The organism is Micromonospora sp. AMSO31t (assembly GCF_008868175.1).
In the GTDB taxonomy this organism is placed as follows: Bacteria; Actinomycetota; Actinomycetes; order Mycobacteriales; family Micromonosporaceae; genus Micromonospora.
In genome coordinates this window covers 13,847-33,971 of sequence record NZ_WBKT01000054.1, presented here as the reverse complement: position 1 = coordinate 33,971, position 20,125 = coordinate 13,847, and the positions used below count along the sequence as shown (strand labels likewise).

The 20,125-nt window shown below is 73.6% G+C and carries 19 protein-coding genes and 1 pseudogene; 12 read left to right on the top strand and 8 right to left on the bottom strand.

The genetic code is table 11. The features are described 5' to 3' along the window. Positions 1-1,664 (top strand): annotated as a pseudogene (locus F8274_RS14745) (glucosidase); the annotation flags it as partial. Between the two features lie 37 nt (positions 1,665-1,701). On the opposite strand, the gene F8274_RS14740 reads toward F8274_RS14745, so the two are convergent. Further along, entirely contained in the window at positions 1,702-3,039 is a 1,338-nt protein-coding gene (locus tag F8274_RS14740; RefSeq protein WP_225853798.1) for a hypothetical protein, read from the bottom strand. Between the two features lie 210 nt (positions 3,040-3,249). Between F8274_RS14740 and F8274_RS14735 the strand changes: the two genes are divergently transcribed. The 4 genes from F8274_RS14735 (at position 3,250) to F8274_RS14720 (ending at position 6,896) form a co-directional block, all read left to right on the top strand. After that, positions 3,250-3,948, top strand: a complete 699-nt coding sequence (locus F8274_RS14735) for an HAD family hydrolase (protein WP_151462947.1) — start codon at positions 3,250-3,252, stop codon at positions 3,946-3,948. Positions 3,949-3,970: 22 nt separating this feature from the next. Then, a complete protein-coding gene (locus F8274_RS14730) occupies positions 3,971-4,762 on the top strand; it encodes a DUF4184 family protein (RefSeq protein WP_151462946.1) in 792 nt (263 codons plus the stop codon). Between the two features lie 433 nt (positions 4,763-5,195). Beyond that, complete coding sequence (locus F8274_RS14725; RefSeq protein ID WP_151462944.1) at positions 5,196-6,128, top strand: rhomboid family intramembrane serine protease; 933 nt, start codon at positions 5,196-5,198, stop codon at positions 6,126-6,128. A gap of 75 nt (positions 6,129-6,203) precedes the next feature. Beyond that, complete coding sequence (locus F8274_RS14720) at positions 6,204-6,896, top strand: hypothetical protein (RefSeq protein ID WP_151462942.1); 693 nt, start codon at positions 6,204-6,206, stop codon at positions 6,894-6,896. Between the two features lie 51 nt (positions 6,897-6,947). Here F8274_RS14720 and F8274_RS14715 read toward each other — a convergent pair whose 3' ends face one another. Together F8274_RS14715 and F8274_RS14710 are read right to left on the bottom strand one after the other, a co-directional pair. After that, positions 6,948-7,223 (bottom strand): hypothetical protein, encoded by a 276-nt coding sequence (locus tag F8274_RS14715; RefSeq protein ID WP_151462940.1) that lies wholly within the window; start codon positions 7,221-7,223, stop codon positions 6,948-6,950. A 47-nt stretch (positions 7,224-7,270) separates the two neighbouring features. Then, positions 7,271-7,702: a RusA family crossover junction endodeoxyribonuclease gene (locus F8274_RS14710; protein ID WP_151462938.1), complete on the bottom strand. Its 432-nt coding sequence runs from the start codon at positions 7,700-7,702 to the stop codon at positions 7,271-7,273. 456 nt (positions 7,703-8,158) lie between these two features. Here F8274_RS14710 and F8274_RS14705 point away from each other — a divergent pair, with 456 nt between their 5' ends. Genes F8274_RS14705 through F8274_RS14690 form a run of 4 tightly spaced genes read left to right on the top strand, consistent with a single transcriptional unit; the run spans position 8,159 to position 12,495 of the window. Beyond that, complete coding sequence (locus tag F8274_RS14705) at positions 8,159-9,445, top strand: ABC transporter substrate-binding protein (RefSeq protein WP_151462936.1); 1,287 nt, start codon at positions 8,159-8,161, stop codon at positions 9,443-9,445. Further along, a complete protein-coding gene (locus F8274_RS14700) occupies positions 9,442-10,437 on the top strand; it encodes a carbohydrate ABC transporter permease (protein WP_151462934.1) in 996 nt (331 codons plus the stop codon). Before F8274_RS14705 ends, F8274_RS14700 begins: the two co-directional genes overlap by 4 nt. A gap of 1 nt (position 10,438) precedes the next feature. Continuing rightward, positions 10,439-11,275 carry a carbohydrate ABC transporter permease gene (locus F8274_RS14695; protein WP_151462932.1) on the top strand — a complete coding sequence of 279 codons (837 nt, stop codon included), beginning with the start codon at positions 10,439-10,441 and terminating at the stop codon, positions 11,273-11,275. Positions 11,276-11,286: 11 nt separating this feature from the next. Then, entirely contained in the window at positions 11,287-12,495 is a 1,209-nt protein-coding gene (locus F8274_RS14690; protein WP_151462930.1) for an ABC transporter ATP-binding protein, read from the top strand. Positions 12,496-12,540: 45 nt separating this feature from the next. On the opposite strand, the gene F8274_RS14685 is transcribed toward F8274_RS14690, so the two are convergent. The 3 genes from F8274_RS14685 to F8274_RS31245 all read right to left on the bottom strand — a co-directional run bounded on the left by F8274_RS14685 (position 12,541) and on the right by F8274_RS31245 (position 14,485). Then, positions 12,541-13,644, bottom strand: coding sequence for a winged helix DNA-binding domain-containing protein (locus tag F8274_RS14685; protein ID WP_151462928.1), 1,104 nt, complete (start codon positions 13,642-13,644; stop codon positions 12,541-12,543). A gap of 113 nt (positions 13,645-13,757) precedes the next feature. Then, positions 13,758-14,303 carry a YsnF/AvaK domain-containing protein gene (locus tag F8274_RS14680; protein WP_192579837.1) on the bottom strand — a complete coding sequence of 182 codons (546 nt, stop codon included), beginning with the start codon at positions 14,301-14,303 and terminating at the stop codon, positions 13,758-13,760. Between the two features lie 41 nt (positions 14,304-14,344). Next, positions 14,345-14,485, bottom strand: coding sequence for a PRC-barrel domain-containing protein (locus F8274_RS31245; protein ID WP_192579836.1), 141 nt, complete (start codon positions 14,483-14,485; stop codon positions 14,345-14,347). A 187-nt stretch (positions 14,486-14,672) separates the two neighbouring features. On the opposite strand from F8274_RS31245, the gene F8274_RS14675 reads away from it, so the two are divergent. After that, the gene (locus F8274_RS14675; protein WP_151462925.1) at positions 14,673-15,047 is read left to right on the top strand and encodes a DUF4190 domain-containing protein; all 375 of its coding nucleotides are present in this window, start codon (positions 14,673-14,675) and stop codon (positions 15,045-15,047) included. 191 nt (positions 15,048-15,238) lie between these two features. Here F8274_RS14675 and F8274_RS14670 read toward each other — a convergent pair whose 3' ends face one another. Continuing rightward, entirely contained in the window at positions 15,239-15,730 is a 492-nt protein-coding gene (locus tag F8274_RS14670; protein WP_151462923.1) for a GNAT family N-acetyltransferase, read from the bottom strand. A 95-nt stretch (positions 15,731-15,825) separates the two neighbouring features. On the opposite strand from F8274_RS14670, the gene wrbA reads away from it, so the two are divergent. After that, the gene (wrbA, locus tag F8274_RS14665) at positions 15,826-16,443 is read left to right on the top strand and encodes an NAD(P)H:quinone oxidoreductase (protein ID WP_151462921.1); all 618 of its coding nucleotides are present in this window, start codon (positions 15,826-15,828) and stop codon (positions 16,441-16,443) included. A 75-nt stretch (positions 16,444-16,518) separates the two neighbouring features. Here the strand turns inward: wrbA and F8274_RS14660 are convergent, their stop codons facing one another. Next, on the bottom strand, positions 16,519-18,438 hold the full coding sequence (locus tag F8274_RS14660; RefSeq protein WP_151462918.1) for a chorismate-binding protein: 1,920 nt from the start codon (positions 18,436-18,438) through the stop codon (positions 16,519-16,521). Between the two features lie 259 nt (positions 18,439-18,697). Here F8274_RS14660 and F8274_RS14655 point away from each other — a divergent pair, with 259 nt between their 5' ends. Beyond that, positions 18,698-20,101, top strand: coding sequence for an FGGY family carbohydrate kinase (locus tag F8274_RS14655; protein ID WP_151462916.1), 1,404 nt, complete (start codon positions 18,698-18,700; stop codon positions 20,099-20,101). Positions 20,102-20,125: the final 24 nt, after the last annotated feature.

Here is a 20,125-nt window from a genome sequence, read left to right as displayed (position 1 = left end):
CCGTGTCGAACCCGCCGCCCCCGGCCGACCTGGGCGACGGGTTCGACACGGTGCTCTGGGCGCGGCGCGCCGAGGCGAACCGGTTCTTCGACAGCGTCATCCCGGCCGCCGCGAGCGCCGACGAGGCGCTGGTCGCCCGGCAGGCCATCGCCGGGCTCATGTGGGGCAAGCAGTTCTACCACTTCGACGTGAAGCGCTGGCTGGAGGGCGACCCGGGCTCCACCCCGCCGGCCGGCCGCCGGCACGGGCGCAACAGCGCCTGGTGGCACATGAACAGCTTCGACGTGATCTCCATGCCGGACCCGTGGGAATACCCCTGGTACGCCGCCTGGGACCTGGCCTTCCACTGCGTCACGATCGCCCGGGTCGACCCGGGCTTCGCCAAGGAGCAGCTGCTGCTCCTGCTCCGCGAGTGGTACCTGCACCCGAACGGGCAGATCCCGGCGTACGAGTGGGCGTTCGGCGACGTGAACCCGCCGGTGCACGCCTGGGCGGCGCTCAAGGTGTTCGAGATCGACGGTTCCTCCGACCACGAGTTCCTCGCCCGGGTGATGCACAAGCTGCTGCTCAACTTCACCTGGTGGGTCAACCGGAAGGACACCGGCGGCAACAACGTCTTCGAGGGGGGCTTCCTCGGGCTGGACAACGTCGGCCCGTTCGACCGCTCGGCCGCGCTGCCGGTGGCCGGGGTGCTGGAGCAGTCCGACGGCACCGGCTGGATGGCCATGTACGCGCTCAACCTGCTCGACATGGCCGTCGTGCTGGCCGAGCACGACCGGGCGTACGTGGACACCGCGACGAAGTTCTTCGAGCACTTCGCGTACATCGCCGCGGCCGCGTACGACCAGGGGCTCTGGGACGACGAGGACGCGTTCTTCTACGACGTGCTGCGGCAGGCCGACGGCACGAAGGTGCCGCTGAAGGTCCGCTCGGTGGTCGGGCTGCTGCCCCTCGCCGCGGTCACCCGGCTCACCGCGCGCACCGTGCGCCGGCTGCCCGAGCTGGGCGCCCGGCTGCGCTGGTTCCTCACCCACCGCCCCGAGTACGCCGAGGTGATCGGCGCCCGCCGGCTCGGCCCGGACGGCCGGCAGCAGCGGCTGCTCTCCATGGTCGGCCCCGACCAGATGGTGCGCCTGCTCGCCCGGATGCTCGACACCGACGAGTTCCTCTCCGACTACGGGCTGCGCACGCTCTCCCGCGCGCACCTGGACAAGCCGTTCACGGTCACCCTCGGCGGCCAGGAGTTCAGCGTCGGCTACGAGCCGGCCGAGTCGACGAGCGGCCTGTTCGGCGGCAACTCCAACTGGCGCGGCCCGATCTGGATGCCGACCAACTTCCTGCTGATCAGCGCGCTGCGCGACTACGCCGCCTTCTTCGGCGACGACCTCCAGGTGGAATATCCGACCCGGTCCGGGGTGAAGCGCACCCTCGACGAGATCGCCGACGACCTGTCGGCGCGGCTGATCTCGCTGTTCACCCGGGACGGCTGGGGCCGGCGGCCGATCTACGGGGCGGCCCAGCTCTTCCAGACCCACCCGGACTGGCGGGACCTGATCTGCTTCCCGGAGTATTTCCACGGCGACAACGGCGCCGGTCTGGGCGCGTGGCACCAGACCGGGTGGACCGCCCTGGTCGCCGACCTGATCCTCACCCTGCGCCGCTGAGGGTGGGGCGCGACGCCGAGCGCCGCGCCCCACCCGTTCAGGGCAGCGGGAGGAACGCCACCCGGGCGTGGTACTCGCCGGCCACCGTGACGGTGTCGCTGCCGACCCAGAGCCCCTGCTCCGTGGCGTACAGCTCCTGGGTGCCGACGCCCCGGTCCTTGGTCGGGTTCCAGGCCAGGGCCTTGCCGGTCGTGGGGTGGATCGCCCCGATCCCCGGCCGGGACACGGCGCCCGGGCCGGCCGAGTCGCGCCCGAGCGGGTTGTCCAGCCACCGTTGGTGGCCGCCCACGTAGACCGCCGCGCCGGTGATCGCCACCGAGAGCAGCGTGTCACCGCCGGTGTAGTTCGCCCACGTCGGCTGCTTGCCGCCGGTCTCGGCGCCGAACTCGAAGCGGGACGCCGTGTCGCAGAGGGTGCCCGGGAACGAGGCGCCGGTGGTGACCGCCACGAACCACGTGCCGTCCGGGGAGATGTCGACCCCGCGCAGGTAGGTGGGCATGGTCTTGGCGCACTGCGGCTGGTAGCGGTCGGTCGACCAGGTCGACAGGGTGGCGCCCGTGGCGGTCAGGTTGGCCACCGCGAGCTGGTGCCGCGTCACGCCGGCGACCGAGCTGAAGTTGCCCACGAAGACGAGCCGCCGGCCGTCCGCGGAGACGTCCAGCGCCTCGATCTTGACCGGTGCGGTCGCCCCGGAGGTGGTCTTGCGGGGGCCCTCGATCCGCAGGTTGACCGACGTGTCGGCGGCGCCGGTGGTCGCGTTCAACGCGGCCAGGGCCCGCCGGGTCACCCCGCCGACGGTCTGGAACGCGCCGCCGACGATCAGCCGGCCGCCGACCAGCCGCATGTCGTTGACCTGGTTGTTGAGCGCGGCGGGGGCGAACCCGGCGACCCGGGCGCCGGTGACCGCGTCGACCCGGGCCACCCGCGGTGCGGCCGCGCCGTTGACGGTCGTGAACGCGCCACCGAGGTAGAGCGAACGGCCGTCGGGCGCGGCGGCGAGCGCCTTGACCGTGCCGTTGACCGCGGGCCGGAACGTGGTGTCGATCCGGCCGGTGGTGGCGTCGAAGGCCACCAGCCACGGCATCGCCAGCTGGGCGGTCTGGCCCGCGTTGCGGACCTTGGTGAACGAGCCGGCCAGGTAGACCCGGTTACCGATCTGGAGGATCCGGTACACGGTGCCGTCGAGCGCGTGCGGCGTCCAGTCCGCCGGGTTGGCACCGACCACCGTGGAGTGGGTGGCGTTGACGGCGAGGGCCGGGGACGGGGGGAGCGCGCCGCCCGCGGCGGCGAGCGCGGCCACGACGGCGGTGGCCGCCCTCCGGCGACGCCGGCGCCGGGCCGGGGTTGCGCGGGGCTGATCGCGTGAGGTCGTCATCGTCGAAGCATCCCGCCCCGACCCGGTTCGGCACAGTCGGGTTCCCGCCGCTGGTCGCACGGCGTTCGGCCAGTCCGGACGGTCCGTCCGTCCGGTGCGGGATGATCTTGTCGGCCGATCCCGGACCCGCCCGGCGCGCCGGAAACCCGGCTGCCGGGGCGAGGCGGAGGCAGTACCGTGTCCCGGTCCGCCACACGGGAGGAGTTCGCGATGCCACAGCGCCGGAAGGCCGCGGTGCTGGTCTTCGACGCCGACGACACGCTCTGGGAGAACAACGTCCTCTTCGAGCGGGTGATCGACGACTTCCTCACCTGGCTGGACCACCCGACGCTGGACCGCACGGAGATCCGGACGGTGCTCGACGACATCGAGCGGGCCAACGCGGTCGCGCACGGCTACGGCAGCAAGGTCTTCCTGCGCAGCCTGGGAGAGTGCCTGGAGAAGCTGCGCGCGCGCCCGGCGACCGACCGGGAGCGCGCCGAGATCGACGACCTGGCGGCGGCCCTGGTCGGCCACCAGGTCGAGCTGATGCCCGGCGTGGCGGAGACCCTCGACGACCTGGCCACCCGGCACGAGCTGCTCCTGCTCACCAAGGGGGAGCAGGAGGAGCAGCAGCGCAAGCTCGACGCCTGCGGCCTGCTGCACCACTTCCGTGCCGCGCACATCGTGCCGGAGAAGGACGTCGACACCTACCGCTGGCTGGCCCGGGAACACGCGTTCGCCCCGGCCACCGCCTGGATGGTCGGCAACTCCCCGCGGTCGGACATCCTGCCCGCCCGGGCCGCCGGCCTGAACGCGGTCTTCATTCCCAACGAGAACACCTGGGTGCTGGAACACGACGAGCTGGACCCGACCGACCCCGGGGTGATCCGGCTGGCCGCCTTCCCGGACCTGGTCCGGCACTTCTGATCCAGCGGGTAACGTCCGAGGCGTGCCGCTGACCTTCCCCTCGCACCTCGCGCCGGTGCTGCCGCTGAAGCTCTGGCGGCCGCACTGGTTCGACGGGGTGGCGCTGGCCACCGGCGCGGTCGCGCCGGACGTGGGTTACCTGTTCACCGGCACCGGGCTCAGCCCCGGGCTGCGCACGCACACCCTCGGCGGGCTGCTCTGGTGGTGCCTGCCGGTCGCCCTCGGCTACGCCTGGATCGTCCGCCGGGTGATCGCCGGGATCGCCGTGCACCTGCCCGGCCAGCGGCTGTTCGGCTGGCCCGACCACGCCGCGCTGGCCGGTGTCCGGCACCCCTGGCAGGTCACCGTCTGCTCGGCGCTGATCGGCGCGTTCAGCCACGTCGCCTGGGACCGGATCACCCACAGCGAGCGGTGGCCGCGCCTGCTCGGCATCGCCGACTTCCACGCCCTGACCGGGCTCCACTGGTGGCAGCTGGCGAACATGGTGGGCACCCTCGGCGGCGGGCTGCTGGTCGCCGTCCTGGCGGTGTGCGCCGCCCGGCGCGGTGAGATCTTCGACGGCGTCCGGCCGCCGGCGCCGCCGGCCCGGCCGGGGATGTTCTGGGGGGTGGCCCTGGCGGTCACCGGACTCGGGACGATCCTGCTGCCCGGCCTGCCGGCGGCCACCGTCCCGGCGCCGGCCGGGGTGCGCCTGCTGCACCTCGCGGCGGTCGCGCTGATCGCCGGGGCGGCCGCGGCCGGGGCCCTTGCCGGGCCTCCGCCGGACGGCGGTCGCAGTCGCCGCCTCGAAACCGAACAGCGCTGGCCCGGCTGACCCTGTTACGCCGACATGCCGTATTTCAACGTTGGCATCAATCACATTCTCCCGAGCCCGCCCCGCCTTGTCCGACCTGCGAGAACCTGCCTAACCTGAGCCCGCGCCCACGCCTCTTCGGGGTGAGTCGGGGGCGCGCCGAAGTCCGGTAGTTGGGCACCGTGGAGCTGAGTGCAGGCGGGCCGGCTCGCCCGTATTGAGCCCGGCGTTGGCGGCGTGCCACGCCCGCCGTGCTCACAGACGGCGAAGACCGCTACCACGCCGGACGGCTGGGGTCAGGACCGGGGAGTTGCGGACCCGGTCCTGACCCGTCCGGCCCCCCGCCGCCACCCGTGAGGACCGACCGGGACCGGGGCGGTGCGCGGCCCCGCCCCGTGCGAAGATCCTCCGCGTGAGGCCGACGAGGCCGCCCGGCTGAAGGACACCCCTGCCGATGGACACGACCAGCACCGGCCAACCGCCCGCCGAGAACGCCGCCAGCACCTGCTACCGGCACCCGAAGCGGGAGACGCTGCTGCGGTGCAGCCGCTGCGACCGCCGCATCTGCCCCGACTGCATGCGGGAGGCGCCGGTCGGCCACCGCTGCCCGGACTGCGTCCGCACGGACAACCGGACGGTCCGCCAGGCCCGCACCGTCTTCGGCGGACGGCCGGTCGCGCGCCCGCTGGTGACGTACGCGCTGATCGCCCTCATCGTGCTCGCGTACCTGGTCGAGCTGGTCCACCCGGCCGTGCTCGACCGGTTCGACAGCCTGGGCACCGGGCTGGTCGACGACGCCGGCCAGCGCTACGTCGACGACGGCGTCGCCCGCCCCGGGTACGAGCCGGTCGGGATCGCGCACGGCGAGTGGTACCGGCTCATCACCTCGGCGTTCCTGCACCTGCTGCCCACCCAGGGCGCCCTCGGCTTCCTGCACATCGCGTTCAACCTGTGGTGGCTGTGGGTGCTCGGCCGGGTGATCGAGGACCGGCTGGGGCACGCCCGTTACCTGGCCGTCTACCTGCTCTCCGCCCTGGGCGGCGGGGTCCTGGGTTTCCTGGTCTCCCCGGACCAGGCGGCGGTCGGCGCCTCCGGCGCGGTCTACGGTCTGGCCGGCTGCTACGTGGTGCTCACCCGGCGGCTGCACCACCATCCGATCGAGCCGCAACGGGTCCTCATCCCGTTCGTGATCTGGATGGTGCTCTCCGCCGGCTGGACCTCCTGGGAGGGGCACCTGGGTGGCCTGCTGGCCGGCGGCCTCGTCGGCCTCGGGTTCGCGTACGCCCCGGCCGGGCGGCGGACCGCCGTGCAGGTGGCGGTCACCGCGGCGGTCGCCGTGCTGCTCGTCGCGCTGGTCGTCGTGAAGTCGCTCGCCCTCACCGGCTGACCGTCGCCGAGCGTCCGCCGGCCGGGCGGACGAACGGCTCTGGTGGACGAGGGCCGCCCGGCGCGACACTGAGCCATGACACCTCAGCGCGTACCACTGCTCGCCGGCCTGGTCGTGCTGCTCGCTGCGGCCTGCACGGCGACCGACCACGACGGCGCCGCCCCGACGACCGCAGCGGCGCCGGCAGCCGGCACCACCGCCGCTGCGACCACGCCCGCCGCCGGCCCGTCCGCGCCCACCGGCGCGACGCCCGCCGAGGGCGCCTGGCGGGTGACCTACGACTGGGCGGTGCCCACCGCTCCCGCCCGCGTGACGCACCAGGTCCGGGTGCCGGTCACCCCGGCGCCCGGGGAGCCGCTGCCGGTCCTCGTCGAGGTGCGGGTCGGCGACCATCCGGCCGAGGGGTTCAGCAGGATCACCTTCGCCTTCCGCGGCCCGACGCCGTCCTACCAGGTCGGCTACGTCCCGCAGGTGTCGACGGAGGGGCGCGGCGCGCCCGTCGAACTGCCCGGCACGGCCTACCTGTCGGTGCGGTTCGACCCGGCGCAGGCGCACGACGCGCGCGGCGCCGGCACGGCCACCCTGCCGCCGGCGCGGATCGGCTACCCGACCCTGCGCGGGTGGGCCGCGGCCGGGGACTTCGAGGGCCACCTCAGCTTCGGGCTCGGGCTCCGGCCCCTGGCCGGCGGGACGCTGCCGGTGCGGCTGGGCGAGGCCACCCGCGCCGACGGCACCCACGTCGTCGCGGTCGACGTGCGACGCGGCTGAGCGCGCGGAACGGCCGCGCCGGCCGGGTGGCCGGCGCGGTCGGCGCGTGGGTCAGCCGACCTCGCCGCGGACGATGGCCACCGCGACCCGGCAGAACTCGTCCATGTCCGGCTGGAAGCCGGCGGCGATGTCCGGGTGCAGCCCGGCACGGGTCTCGTCGAGCAGCCGACGGCAGACCTCCTCCACGGGCTCACCGGCGTAGCCGGCGCGGACCCGGTCGGCGGCCGCCTGCAGGGCCGAGGTCAGCTGATCCTCCAACGGGCCGCGCAGCTTCTGCTGCACAGGGTCGAGCCCGCTCGGATCGAGCGTGACATGTGGCTCCGACATCGGCGCTCCCTTCTTCGGCGACCGCGGTACCCCACCGCGGTCGTCGGTCAAACCATCCTCGGTACGGCCGCCACCCGGACCTGGTACGAGAAGTCCTCCGCGGGCTCCTCGACGTAGGACAACCGGCGGATCTGCCGGTCGTCGGACCAGAGGACGACGTCGACCAGCACCCCGAGGTGGGCCAGGCCGATGTTCGCCACCCGCTTCTTGTCCTGGAGCACCGCGCAGACCCCGCCCACCAGCGTGCTGGCGTCGGAGGTGCGGTGCCCGGGCGGGCAACGCAGGGTCACGTCCACCTCGATCGGACCGGTGAGCGGGGTCCACCCCGTGCGCTGGGCCGCCGTGCAGGCGGCCTGGAGCAGGGCGCGGACCCTCGTCGCCTGCCGGTGCCCGGCGGCGAAGATGGACAGAGCCTCGGTCTTGACCGGGGGCAGGCCGCTCACCTCGAACGTCAGGGCGAGAGCGCGGGTGTCCTGCACGACGGCACCTCCTCGTGGGGATCCTGCCCAACCGGTGGGACCGCAGAAGGGAGTTCGCGCGAGAACCAACCGATCGGACGGGCTGGGGTCGGCCGGAGGCGTATCGACTTCGACGGCGACGCGCTGGCTGCGGAGCTACGGAAACGCTAGTCCACCGGGCGCACGCTGGGTAGCTTGCCGTTCACTGCGTGGGACGGGCCGGGACGGCGCGGAACCCGTTCCCCTCCGGGTCGGGCCAGCACCCACCACCACGGCGCCGCCGCGCGTGATCCGTCCCACACCGCGGGCCGTCGTATCCGTCTCGTGACCGTCAGGTTTCGCAGCGTCGCAGCCAGGGCACTGTCTGGCCCACGAAACGTCCCGGGGCGCCCGCCCGACCACGGTGCCCCGGCCGTCTCGCCGTGCGCCGGGGCACGGGTGACTCCCCGGTTCTTCGCCGAAGAAAGGGGGAGGGCGATGACGGCAGACCCCGACGCGGCCCCGAGGAGGCGGCCGGCCCGGCGTGCGGCGGCGGCAGCCGCCGCACTTGCGTTGGCGGCCCCGCTGGCCGCCTGCGGGTCGGGCGGCGAGGGCGGCACGCCCACCATCAACCTGTACTACCCGCCCGAGCAGAACCTGCAGAAGGTCGTCGACGACTGCAACGCCCAGGCCCAGGGGCGCTACCGGATCGCCTACCGGGTGCTGCCACGGCAGGCCGACGAGCAGCGGGTGCAGATGGTGCGGCGGCTCGCGGCGCAGGACAGCGGGATGGACGTGCTCGGCCTCGACGTGACCTGGACCCAGGAGTTCGCCAGCGCCGAGTGGATCAGGGAGTGGACCGGCCAGGACAAGGCCGAGGTCGAGCAGGGCACGCTCGCCGGCCCGCTGGACACCGCCCGGTACGAGGGCAAGCTCTACGCCGCGCCGAAGAACACCAACGTGCAGCTGCTCTGGTACCGCAGCGACCTGGTGCCGGAGCCGCCGAAGAGCTGGGACGAGATGATCTCCACCGCCCAGCAGCTCAAGCAGCAGGGCAAGCCCTACCAGGTGCTCACCATGGGAGCCCAGTACGAGGGCCTGGTCGTCCTCTACAACACCCTGGCGGAGAGCGCGGGCGGGAAGGTCCTCAGCGACGACGGCCGGAAGGCCGTGATGGACGAGGGTACGGTGCGGGCGCTCGACCAGCTCAAGAAGTTCGCCACCTCGGGGGTGACCTCGCCGTCGTTCAGCAACGCCACCGAGGACCCGGTCCGGCTGGAGTTCCAGTCCGGCTCCGGCGCCTTCCAGGTCAACTGGCCGTTCGTGTATCCGGCCATGCAGGAGGCCAACCCGGAGCTGGCGCAGAAGGTGAAGTGGGCGCGGGTGCCGGGCGTCGAAGCGAACACCCCGAGCAAGGTCACCATCGGCGGGGTGAACATGGCGGTCAGCTCCTACTCGAAGCACCCGACGGAGTCCTTCGAGGCGGCGAAATGCATCCGCGACGCCGAGCACCAGAAGTTCTCCGCGGTCAACGACGGGGTGCCGCCCACCATCGAGGCGGTCTACGCCGACCCGGAGATGGACAAGGCGTACCCCATGAAGGAAACCATCCTGGAGGAGCTGAAGGAGCCGGCGGTCCGGCCGCTGACCCCCGCGTACCAGAGCATCTCCACGGTCATGTCGGCGATCCTGTCGCCGCCGTCGGCGATCCGGCCCGAGCAGACCGCGAACGAGCTGCGCGACGCCATCGCCGACGCCCTGGAATCGAAGGGGGTCCTGCCATGAGCGTCAACGCCACGCCCGCCGGCGCGGACGTCGCGGCGGACGCCGAGCGGTCCGCCGGCCGGCACGCCGCCGTGCCCGCCCAGCGGGCCCGCCGCGGGTCGAAGCCGCCGCTGAGCGAGAACAAGCGCGCCGAGCGGCGCCTCGGCTGGCTGCTCTGCGCGCCGGCCGCGCTGGTCATGGTGCTGGTCACCGCCTACCCGATCCTCTACTCGATCTGGTTGTCGCTGCAGCGTTTCGACCTGCGCTTCCCCGACGAGCGCGAGTTCATCGGGCTGGAGAACTACGTGACCGTGCTGACCAACCAGTTCTGGTGGACGGCGTTCGGGGTGACCGCCCTGATCACCGTGGTCACCGTGGTGATCGAGCTGGTGCTCGGCATGGCCCTGGCGCTGATCATGCACCGGACGCTGGTCGGCCGCGGCATCGTCCGCACCGCGGCGCTGATCCCGTACGGCATCGTCACGGTGGTCGCCGCCTTCTCCTGGCGGTACGCCTGGACGCCCGGCACCGGCTACCTGGCCAACCTGTTCGACGGCAGCGCGCCGCTGACCGAGCGGGCCAGCTCGCTGGCGATCATCATGCTGGCCGAGATCTGGAAGACGACCCCGTTCATGGCGCTGCTGCTGATGGCCGGGCTGGCGCTGGTGCCGGAGGACCTGCTCAAGGCGGCCTCCACCGACGGCGCGACGGCCTGGCAGCGGTTCACCAAGGTGATGCTGCCGGTGATGAAGCCGGCCATCCTGGTCGCGCTGCTGTTCCGCACCCTGGACGCGTTCCGGGTGTTCGACAACATCTTCGTGCTCACCGCCGGCGGCAACGAGACGTCGTCGGTGTCGATGCTCGCCTACAACAACCTCATCCGGGGGTTGAACCTCGGCATCGGCTCCACGATGTCGGTGCTGATCTTCCTCACCGTGGCGGTCATCGCGTTCGTGTTCGTGAAGCTGTTCGGCACCGCTGCCCCCGGCAGCGACGACGGGGAGAGGCGCTGAGATGGCCACCGAAACCACCCCCCGGGCGAAGCTGCGCTGGGGCCTGCTGGACGTCATCGTCGTCGTCTTCGCGCTGGTCCCGGTGCTCTGGATCGCCTCCCTGTCGTTCAAGACCCCGGCCACCCTCACCGACGGGAAGTTCTGGCCCCGGGAGTGGACGCTGGACAACTACCGGACGATCTTCGACACCGACCAGTTCGTCCGGGCCCTGGTCAACTCCATCGGCATCGCGCTGATCGCCACCCTGATCGCGGTGGTGCTGGGCGCGATGGCCGCGTACGCGATCTCCCGGCTGGACTTCCCCGGCAAGAAGCTGCTGGTCGGAGTGTCCCTGCTGATCGCCATGTTCCCGCAGGTGTCGCTGGTGTCGCCGCTGTTCGAGATCGAGCGGCAGCTCGGCCTCTTCGACACCTGGCCGGGGCTGATCCTGCCGTACATCACCTTCGCCCTGCCGCTGGCGATCTACACGCTCTCGGCGTTCTTCAAGCAGATCCCGTGGGACCTGGAGAAGGCGGCGAAGATGGACGGCGCCACCCAGGGCCAGGCGTTCCGGCGGGTGATCGCCCCGCTGGCCGCGCCGGGCCTGTTCACCACGGCCATCCTGGTGTTCATCTTCTGCTGGAACGACTTCCTGTTCGCCATCACGCTCACCTCGACCGAGCGGTCCCGCACGGTCCCGGTGGCCCTGCAGTTCTTCACCGGCGAGTCGCAGTTCGAGGACCCCACCGGGGCGATCTGCGCTGCCGCCGTGGTGATCACCATTCCGATCATCCTGTTCGTGCTCTTCTTCCAGCGCCGCATCGTCTCCGGTCTGACCTCCGGCGCAGTCAAGGGTTAGGTGGTGTTGTCATGGCCGACATCGTGCTGGACAAGGTGAGCAAGCGGTTCCCGGACGGGACGACCGCGGTGCGGGACGTCGACCTGGAGATCGCCGACGGCGAGTTCGTGATCCTGGTGGGCCCCTCTGGCTGCGGGAAGTCCACCACGCTGAACATGATCGCCGGGCTGGAGGACATCAGCTCCGGGGAGCTGCGCATCGCGGGGGAGCGGGTCAACGACAGGGCGCCCCGGGACCGGGACATCGCCATGGTCTTCCAGTCCTACGCCCTCTACCCGAACATGAGCGTCCGGGAGAACATGGCCTTCCCGCTCCGGCTGGCGAAGCTGGACAAGGAGACCATCCACCAGAAGGTGGAGGAGGCCGCGAAGGTCCTGGAGCTGACCCCGCTGCTGGACCGCAAGCCGGCCAACCTCTCCGGCGGGCAGCGGCAGCGGGTGGCCATGGGCCGGGCGATCGTCCGGCAGCCGAAGGCGTTCCTCATGGACGAGCCGCTGTCCAACCTGGACGCGAAGCTGCGGGTGCAGATGCGCACCGTGGTGTCCCGGCTGCAGAAGCAGCTCGGCACCACCACCGTCTACGTGACCCACGACCAGACCGAGGCCATGACCCTCGGCGACCGCGTGGTGATCATGCGGGGCGGCGCCGTGCAGCAGGTCGGCCCGCCGCAGGAGCTGTACGACCACCCCCGCAACCTCTTCGTGGCCGGGTTCATCGGCTCCCCGTCGATGAACTTCCTGCACGCCGCCGTCGAGGACGGGCACCTGCGCACGGCGCTGGGCGACGTGCCGATCGGAGACCGGGTACGCCGGCAGCTCGACGGCGCCGACGCACCGCGCGAGCTGATCCTCGGCATCCGCCCGGAGCACTTCGAGGACGCCGCGCTGATCGACGACGACACCCTCCGCCGGGGCCTGGAGTTCGAGGCGCCGGTCGACATCGTCGAGTCGATGGGCTCGGACAAGTACGTCTACTTCACCGTCGAGGGGGAGCGGGCCAGCGCCGCCGAACTGGAGGAACTGGCCGCCGACGCGGGCGCGGCGGACTTCACCGGGACCGGGTCGAGCCTGGTCACCCGGCTGTCCGCCGAGTCGCCGGTGCGCGAGGGCGAGCCGCGGCGGGTCTGGTTCAACCTGGAGAAGATCCACCTGTTCGACCCGTCCACCGGACGGAACCTCACCCTGCACGAGGGGCGGGCGTCGGGCGCGCTGGCCGACTGAGCGCCACCGGGCCGGTGGGCGTCGCCCGCCGGCCCGGTCGCGGTGCTACCAGGTGAGGCGCAGCGGCAGCCCGAGGAAGGCGGCGTAGCCGGCGAGGGTCGACTCGACGCGAGCCCGCAGCGCGGCGTCGAACGGCGTCAACTGCCGCACGGTCACGGTGACGGCCCGCTTGCCCACGGTCCGCTTCCAGATGCCGACCGTCCGGCCGCCACGCACCACCGTGGCCTGGAAGATCCCGTTGTTGCCGGGGACGACGGCGTTCGCGTGCGCCGGATCGAGCATGAGCGACCGGTCCTTGTAGCCCAGCAGGTATTCGTCGAAGCCGGGCAGGGTGTGCACGTCGTCGACCGGCCCCCGGGGCGCGTCGAGCAGGGCGGCGTCGACCACGGCCGGCACGCCGTCCACCTCGACCGGGGCCAGCGCGTCGCCGGCCGCCGCGATGCCCCGGGTGGCGTCGGTGACCGTGAGGCCGGTCCACCGGGCCAGCTCGTGCCGGGTCACCGGCCCGTGGCCGCGCACGTAGCGGTGGGCCAGCAGGCCCAGGGCCTCGTCGCGCTCGGGGCGGTGCGGATCCGGCGCCCACTCGTCGAGCAGCGCGAACGTCTGTTCGGTGCCCACGTGCGGGGCGATGCAGGTGACGCCGCGCTGGCTCGCATACCAGAGCATGTGGTAGCCGCGCTGGCCGGTGGTGTCCAGGCCGGCGGCCCGCAGGGTGGCCAGGCACTCGGCCCGGCTGAGCCGGCCCCCGCCCGCGAGGGCCGCACCCAGCACCTCGGCGGCGCGGTCCGCGTCGGTCTCGGCCAGGCCGAGCTGAGCCCACCGGCCGGCCACGCCGGACAGCGCCCGGACACCGGTCACGGCCAGCATCCAGCGCGCGTCGCGGGGCGGCACCAGGTGCACCGTGCCCCGCATGGGCCAGGTGCGCAGCGCCTCGCACCGCTCCAGCGCCGCGCGCACGTCGTCCTGGGTGCGGCCGGGCAGGCGAACGCCGAGGGACCAGAGGCCGCTGGCCGCGTCCTGGGCCTGCATGGCGCCGAACCACTCGACCACCCCGGCCACGCTGTCCGGGCGCCCGGTCGGGTGGGGGCGCAGCAGCAGGCTGGTCATCCGCAGCGCCAGCGCCTCGGCCCCGGTGAGGCGTACGGTCACGTGGGTGCTCCCGTCGTCGGTGGACGGTCAGCATAGGTCGCCGGTGCGACGATTCCGGGGGACGGACGACCGGACGGGCGGGCCGTGGCCCACCCGCCCGGGATGCCGTCGCGTCAGCGGTTGCGGCGTGCCCGCTCCGGGACGTCGGCGTCCACCAGCTCACGGCGGACCTGCGCGTTGACCGGCTGCTCCTCGACGACCTCGTCCTTGCTCAGCCGGACTCGCTCAACCGGGACCTGCTCCTTGGCGACCACCGGGTGTTCGGCGCGCAGCTCCATCTCGCGCTGCTCCTCGCCGATGCCGGCCCGGGCGGCGCCCCGGTCCGCCTCGCTGATCGGCTCGTGGACGACGCTCACCTCGTCGTGCTCGACCGGCACGCTCGTCTGCACGTTCTCGGTGACCACGCGCTTGCTCAGCCGCGCGGCGCCCGCCGGCTCGCTCTCGGTGCCGACCCGCAGCCGCTCCTCGGAACGGACCACCTCGGGCGCGCCCGGCATCCGCTGCGGCGGCTGTCCGGCCTGCTCCCCGAGCTGGTAGTGCCGGTAGAGCTGGGCGAGCTGGTCGGTGCCGAGCGGCTGTTCCGTGCCGGTCTCCACGGTGGGGGCGCTGCGCACGGTCGCCTTGTCGTACGGCACCTGGAGGCGGCCGTCCGGCTGCATTCGGGCCGCTTGTAGCGGAGCCATCGACTCGTGCTGTGCCATCACCCCGGTCTGACGCTGACCCAGGTCGCCTCGCCGGCGGGATCGGCCCAGACCTGGCCCACGCTACCGATCTTCGCGCCCGAGCGGTCCTGGACGTCCTGCCCGTACAGCGAGCGGACCTGCTGCTCCGTCAGTCGCATCGTTCGTCCTTCCTCTCGTGGGTCACCATCCGGGTCCCCGGCGGCGCGCCCGGCATTCCCCGAAACCGGGACGAATAGGAGGAGGAGTGGCGGCGGTGCTGGTAACGACCCCGGTCGCGAGGAATGAGCGCCGCCGGAGTGGGGATGCGGCCCCGGAAAACAATGCGAGGAATGCGAGGTGTGGGTGATGACAGCGTCCAGCGAACCGGCCCGGAGCGCCGGGCGGGCGGGCCCGTCCGGCGGGGCGAAGACCAGCGCGGCGGCGACCTTCGCGCTGGTCTTCGGCGTGGCGGGCCTACTCAGCGTGCTCACCGCGATCCTGGCGTCGGTCGGGCTGCTGCTCGGGATCATCGGCGTCATCCTGGGCATCTTCGGGCTGCGGATGAGCCGGCGCCCCGGCGTCACCGGGCGCGGCGTGGCGATCGGCGGTCTGGTGCTCAGCGCCCTGGCGGTGGTGATCGGGCTGGCGCTCGCCGCCGGCATCAGCACGTTCCTCAACAACGAGCAGGCGGTGGACCGGCTGGAGAAGCGGGTGACCGACCTGCGGGACAAGCTCGACTGAGCCCGGAAGCACCCCTGATCGCGCTACGCCAGCCACGTTGCCGGCGGAGCGCGATCCCCCGTTCAGGTTCCCGGTGCGGGGCGGCGGCGGTACGCCGGCACCGGTGGGACCAGGATCCTCGCGCGCCCGCATCCGGGGAAGCGTTTTCCATCGGAACTTGCGCAAATCTTGAGCCGCGGCAAGGTATCGACTCAGGTCAGTCGGCGATACATCACGAGCAGGTCCACGTACCCGTCGACGGGGTGCCGGAAGCCCTCCGGCACCCGGCCGACGACCTCGAAGCCCAGCGACCGCCACAGCTCCACGGCCCGGATGTTGCTGGCCACCACGGCGTTGAACTGCATGGCCCGGTAGCCCTCGGCGCGGGCCAGCGCCAGCACGTGCCCGGCCAGCGCCCGGCCCACGCCCCGACCGGCGGCGGCCGGGGCGACCATGAAGCCGGCGTTCGCCACGTGGTCCCCCGGGCCGGCCTGGTTGGGCAGCAGCTTGGCCGAGCCGAGCACCGCGCCGTCGGCGTCCACGGCGACCAGCGTCCGCCCGGGTGGGCCCACCAGCCACAGCTCGCGGGCTTGCGCCTCGGTGACGTCCCGCGGCCAGGTGTACGTCTCGCCGGCCGCCACGATCTCGCGCAGGAACGGCCAGATCTGGGCCCAGTCGGCGGCGGTCGCCTCGCGGATCTCCACCCGCCGAGCATGCCACGGCCGCGGCGCCGGCCGTTTGGCGCAGCAGGCAACGGGTAGTCGCCGGAGCTGACCCGACACCGAGGAGGAAACGTCTGATGGATGGCCAGGTCAAGGCCGCCGTGATCTACTACAGCGCGACCGGCATCACCTACCAGATGGCGCAGGCGGCGGTCGAGGCCGCCGGGGAGGCCGGAGCCGAGGTGCGCCTGCGCAAGGTACGTGAGCTGGCGCCGGACGAGGCGATCCGCTCCAACTCGGGCTGGCAGGCGCACCGCCTGGAGACCCAGGACGTGATGGAGGCGCAGCCGGACGACCTCTCCTGGGCCGACGTCGTGATCATGGGTGCGCCCACCCGCTACGGCATGGTCGCCGCCCAGCTCAAGCAGTTCATCGACACCACCGGCCCGCTCTGGGCGCAGGGCGCGCTGGCCGACAAGGTCTACACCGGCTTCACCTCGACCGCCACCTCGCACGGCGGCCAGGAGGCCACCCTGCTCTCGCTGTACACGGTCTTCTACCACTGGGGCGGCATCGTGGTCACCCCCGGCTACACCGACCCCAGCCAGTTCGTCGCCGGCAACCCGTACGGCGCCTCGCACACCAGCAACAACGGGGAGGTCCCGCCGGACCACGTGGCCCTCGGCGCCACCGCGCTGACCGCCCGGCGGGCCGTGCAGATCGGTGCCGCCCTGAAGAAGGGCATGGCCGGCTGACCCCCGGCGCGACGTGCGGCGACCGGTGGTGGGACGAGGGCTCTCGACTCGTTCCACCACCGGTCGCCTTCCGCCCTACCCGCGATCGGCCGGTCCATGCCCGCTCAGCGCCGGATGGGCCAGCAGGTGCCCGAGCAGGTCCGCCAGCACCGCCATGCCGTCCCGGCTCAGCACCGACTCCGGGTGGAACTGCACCCCGGCGAAGCCCGGCCCGCGCAGCGCGTGCACCGCACCGTCCGCCGGGTCCCGGGACAGCTCCACCGGGCCGTACGCGGTGGCGATCCGGTCCGCGCCGGCCCGGGCCGTGAAGCTGGAGTAGAAGCCGACGCGGCGGGTCGAGCCGAACACCGGCACGTCCCGCGGCAGCCCCTGGTAGGGGGCGTCCCGGCGGTGCAGCGTCAGCCCGAGCAGCCCGGCGAGCAGCTGGTGGCCGAGGCAGACCGCCAGCGTGGGCCGGCCCGCCGCGAGCAGCCCCGCCAGCAGCGCCCGCATCCGCGCCATCTTCGGCTCGGCCAGGTCGTTCGGGTCGCCCGGGCCGGGGCCGACCACCACGAGGTCGTACCCGCCGCCCGGGCCGGCTTCGTCCCAGTCCCGGCGGGTCACCGCCAGGCCGAGCGCGCCGAGCTGGTGGGCGAGCATCCCGGTGAAGGTGTCCTCACCGTCCACGATCAACGCGCGGCGGCCGGCCAGGCCCGGCAGCGCGGTCGCCCCCGGGGTGCGCTGGTCCAGCCAGAACCGGGCCAGCGGGAGGTTCCGGGCGGCCAGCGCGGCGCGCACCTCGGGGTCGTCGGCGTACCGCGGCGCGGGCCCGGCGCCGCGGGCCGGGGCGTCCGGGCCGAGGCTGAGCGCGGCCAGCACCCCGGCCGCCTTGGCGTGCGTCTCGGCCACCTCGCCCTCGGCCGTGGAGTGCCGCACCAGGGTCGCCCCGACCGGCACCCGCAGCTCCCCGTCGGGGGACAGCTCGGCGGTGCGGATAAGGATCGGCGCGTCGAGCGTCTGCCGGCCCTGCTTGTCGCGGCCGAGCAGGGCGAGCACCCCGGCGTAGTACCGCCGGCCGGTGCGCTCGTGGCGGGCGATCACCCGGCAGGCGTTCTCCATCGGGCTGCCGGTGACCGTGGGCGCGAACATGGTCTCCCGCAGCACCTCCCGGACGTCCAGCGAGCCCCGCCCGGCCAGCAGGTACTCGGTGTGCGCGAGGTGCGCCATCTCCTTCAGGTACGGCCCGACCACCTGGCCGCCGTGCTCGGCGACGGTGGCCATCATCTTGAGCTCCTCGTCGAGCACCATGTACAGCTCCTCGACCTCCTTGGGGTCGTCGAGGAACCGCAGCAGGGCCTCCCGGTCCGCCGCCGCGCCGGTGTGCCGGAACGTGCCGCTGATCGGGTTCATCATGACCAGGCCGTCGTCCACGCTGACGTGCCGCTCCGGGCTCGCCCCGACCAGCGTGCGGCTGCCGGTGTGCACCACGAACGTCCAGTACGCGCCCCGCTCGCGCAGCAGCAGCCGGCGCAGCGCCGCCAGGGCGGCCACCAGCGGCGTGCCCTCGACGGTGGCCCGCAGGGTGCGGTGGATGACGAAGTTGGCGCCCTCGCCCCGGCCGATCTCGTGGCTCAGCACCCGGCCCACGGTGTCCGCGTACTCGGCGTCGGAGATGTCGAACGCGGCGTCGCGGGTCACCACCGGCGCGTCCGGCAGGGCCGCCAGCACCTCGTCGAGCGGGAGCTGCCGGTGCTCGGAGACCAGCAGGCACTCCAGCGGCAGGCCGTCGTCCACGCAGGCGAAGCCACGCTCGGCGATCTGCCGGTAGGGCACCAGGGCCAGCGTGCGCGGCCCGGATCCGCCGTCGGGCAGCGGGACGTCGGCGAGCCGGTCGGCCGTGCGGACCGGACCGGTGAACAGGTCGACGTGGTCGGCGCCCTCGCGGCGGACGAGCGCGAACGGGCCGGGGTCACGGCCGGCCGCGACGGCGGCGAGCGGGTCGTGCGGGCGGGTCATCGGGTCTCCTCGGTGGGCCGGAGGCCGCCGGCGGGGCGACCCGGGGTGCCGGGGAGAGACCGGCGGCCGCCTCGTCGGGCGGCCGCGTGGGGAAGCTACGCGCGGGGGTGGGCCGCCGGGTCGGCGGGCCACCAGCAGGTCAGGTGCGCGGGCATGGCGATCACTGTACGCGAGCGGGGGTGCCCGGGGAACCCGATCGCGGCGCCGGGCCGGCCGATCTTGGCTTCGCCGCCCTTCGCGGCGGGTAGGTTGACCCGCGATGGACATTCTCGCTCTGGACCTGGGCACCTCCTCGGTGCGCGGGCTCGTGCTGGACGCGGACGCCGTCCCGCGCCCCGGCGCGCTGGCCCGCCGGAAGGTGCACCTGGTGACCGGGGACGACGGCAGCGGCGTCCTGGACGGACCCCGCTACCTGGCCTGCCTCGCGGAATGCCTGGACGAGCTCGCCGCCGGCGGGCACCTGCGGGACGTCGAGCTGGTCGCCACCTCGGCGCAGTGGCACTCGGTGCTGCCGCTCGGCCCCGGCGGCGCCCCGCTGGGCCCGGTGCTCACCTGGATGGACACCCGGCCGGAGCCGGTCGCCGGGGCCACCGGACCGGCCGATCCAGACGCCTTCCACCACCGCACCGGCGCCTGGTGGCACCGCTGCTACTGGACCATCCGGCTGCCCTGGCTGCGGGAACACTGCGGCAGCCCGGTGGCCCGCTTCGGCGGGCTCGTCGAGTACGCCCTCGGCGAGCTGCTCGACGAGGCGCCGATGTCCATGTCGATGGCCTCCGGCACCGGGCTGCTCGACCTGCGCCGGCTGGAGTGGGACGCCGAGGCGTGCGAGCTGGCCGGCGTACGCCCCGAGGACCTTCCGGCCTTGGCTCCGCAACGGTGGCGCGGCCGGCTCCGCGCCGAGCACGCCCAGCGCTGGCCGCAGCTCGCCGACGCCCGCTGGGCCGCCCCGGTCGGCGACGGCGCGGCGTCCAACGTGGGCTCCGGCTGCGTCGACCCGTCGCGCGCCGCGGTCACGGTCGGCACCTCGGCCGCCGTACGCCTCCTGCAGGCCGTGCCGGCCGGTGCGCCGCTGCCGCCGCTGCCCGAGCAGCTCTGGCGCTACCGGGTCGATCACGAGCACGTGGTGACCGGGGCGGCGTACTCCAGCGGGGGGAACCTGTTCGCGTGGGCGAACCGCGAGCTGCGGCTGCCGCCCGGCGCCGAGCTGGAGGCCGCGCTGGCCCGGGCCGGCGCGAACCTGACCCTGCATGCCAACCCGCGCTTGGGCGGGGACCGGCCGCCCGGCGTGGCCCCGGCCGGCTCGGGGGAGCTGCGCGGCCTGAGCTTCGGCACGACGGCGGTCGACATCCTGGCCGTCCTGATGACCGAGCTGTGCCGGCTGATGGCCGACGACCTGGCGCTGCTGGAGGCCGGGGTGGGCGAGCCCGCCGAGGTGGTGCTCGGCGGGGGCGCGATGGCCGCCTCGCCCTGGTGGCGGGCCGCGTTCGTCGACGCGCTGGCGCCTCGCCCGGTGCGCCACCAGCACAACCCGGAGATCGGGGCGACCGGGGCCGCGCTGGTGGCGCTCGGCCGGATCGCCGAGGCGGCGCACGTGGGCGGCATCGGCCGGACGGACGACCGGAACGCGCCGAACACCGTAGCCGCCCACCCGCCGCGCTGACCTTCCGGGTCGTGCCGCTGGCCG

Coding starts and splice junctions, on each gene's coding strand:
- F8274_RS14740 (WP_225853798.1), bottom strand. CDS start 3,039: ATGACGACCTCACGCGATCAGCCCCGCGCAACCCCGGCCCGGCGCCGG.
- F8274_RS14735 (WP_151462947.1), top strand. CDS start 3,250: ATGCCACAGCGCCGGAAGGCCGCGGTGCTGGTCTTCGACGCCGACGAC.
- F8274_RS14725 (WP_151462944.1), top strand. CDS start 5,196: ATGGACACGACCAGCACCGGCCAACCGCCCGCCGAGAACGCCGCCAGC.
- F8274_RS14720 (WP_151462942.1), top strand. CDS start 6,204: ATGACACCTCAGCGCGTACCACTGCTCGCCGGCCTGGTCGTGCTGCTC.
- F8274_RS14715 (WP_151462940.1), bottom strand. CDS start 7,223: ATGTCGGAGCCACATGTCACGCTCGATCCGAGCGGGCTCGACCCTGTG.
- F8274_RS14705 (WP_151462936.1), top strand. CDS start 8,159: ATGACGGCAGACCCCGACGCGGCCCCGAGGAGGCGGCCGGCCCGGCGT.
- F8274_RS14700 (WP_151462934.1), top strand. CDS start 9,442: ATGAGCGTCAACGCCACGCCCGCCGGCGCGGACGTCGCGGCGGACGCC.
- F8274_RS14695 (WP_151462932.1), top strand. CDS start 10,439: ATGGCCACCGAAACCACCCCCCGGGCGAAGCTGCGCTGGGGCCTGCTG.
- F8274_RS14690 (WP_151462930.1), top strand. CDS start 11,287: ATGGCCGACATCGTGCTGGACAAGGTGAGCAAGCGGTTCCCGGACGGG.
- F8274_RS14680 (WP_192579837.1), bottom strand. CDS start 14,303: ATGCAGCCGGACGGCCGCCTCCAGGTGCCGTACGACAAGGCGACCGTG.
- F8274_RS31245 (WP_192579836.1), bottom strand. CDS start 14,485: ATGCGACTGACGGAGCAGCAGGTCCGCTCGCTGTACGGGCAGGACGTC.
- F8274_RS14675 (WP_151462925.1), top strand. CDS start 14,673: ATGACAGCGTCCAGCGAACCGGCCCGGAGCGCCGGGCGGGCGGGCCCG.
- wrbA (WP_151462921.1), top strand. CDS start 15,826: ATGGATGGCCAGGTCAAGGCCGCCGTGATCTACTACAGCGCGACCGGC.
- F8274_RS14660 (WP_151462918.1), bottom strand. CDS start 18,438: ATGACCCGCCCGCACGACCCGCTCGCCGCCGTCGCGGCCGGCCGTGAC.
- F8274_RS14655 (WP_151462916.1), top strand. CDS start 18,698: ATGGACATTCTCGCTCTGGACCTGGGCACCTCCTCGGTGCGCGGGCTC.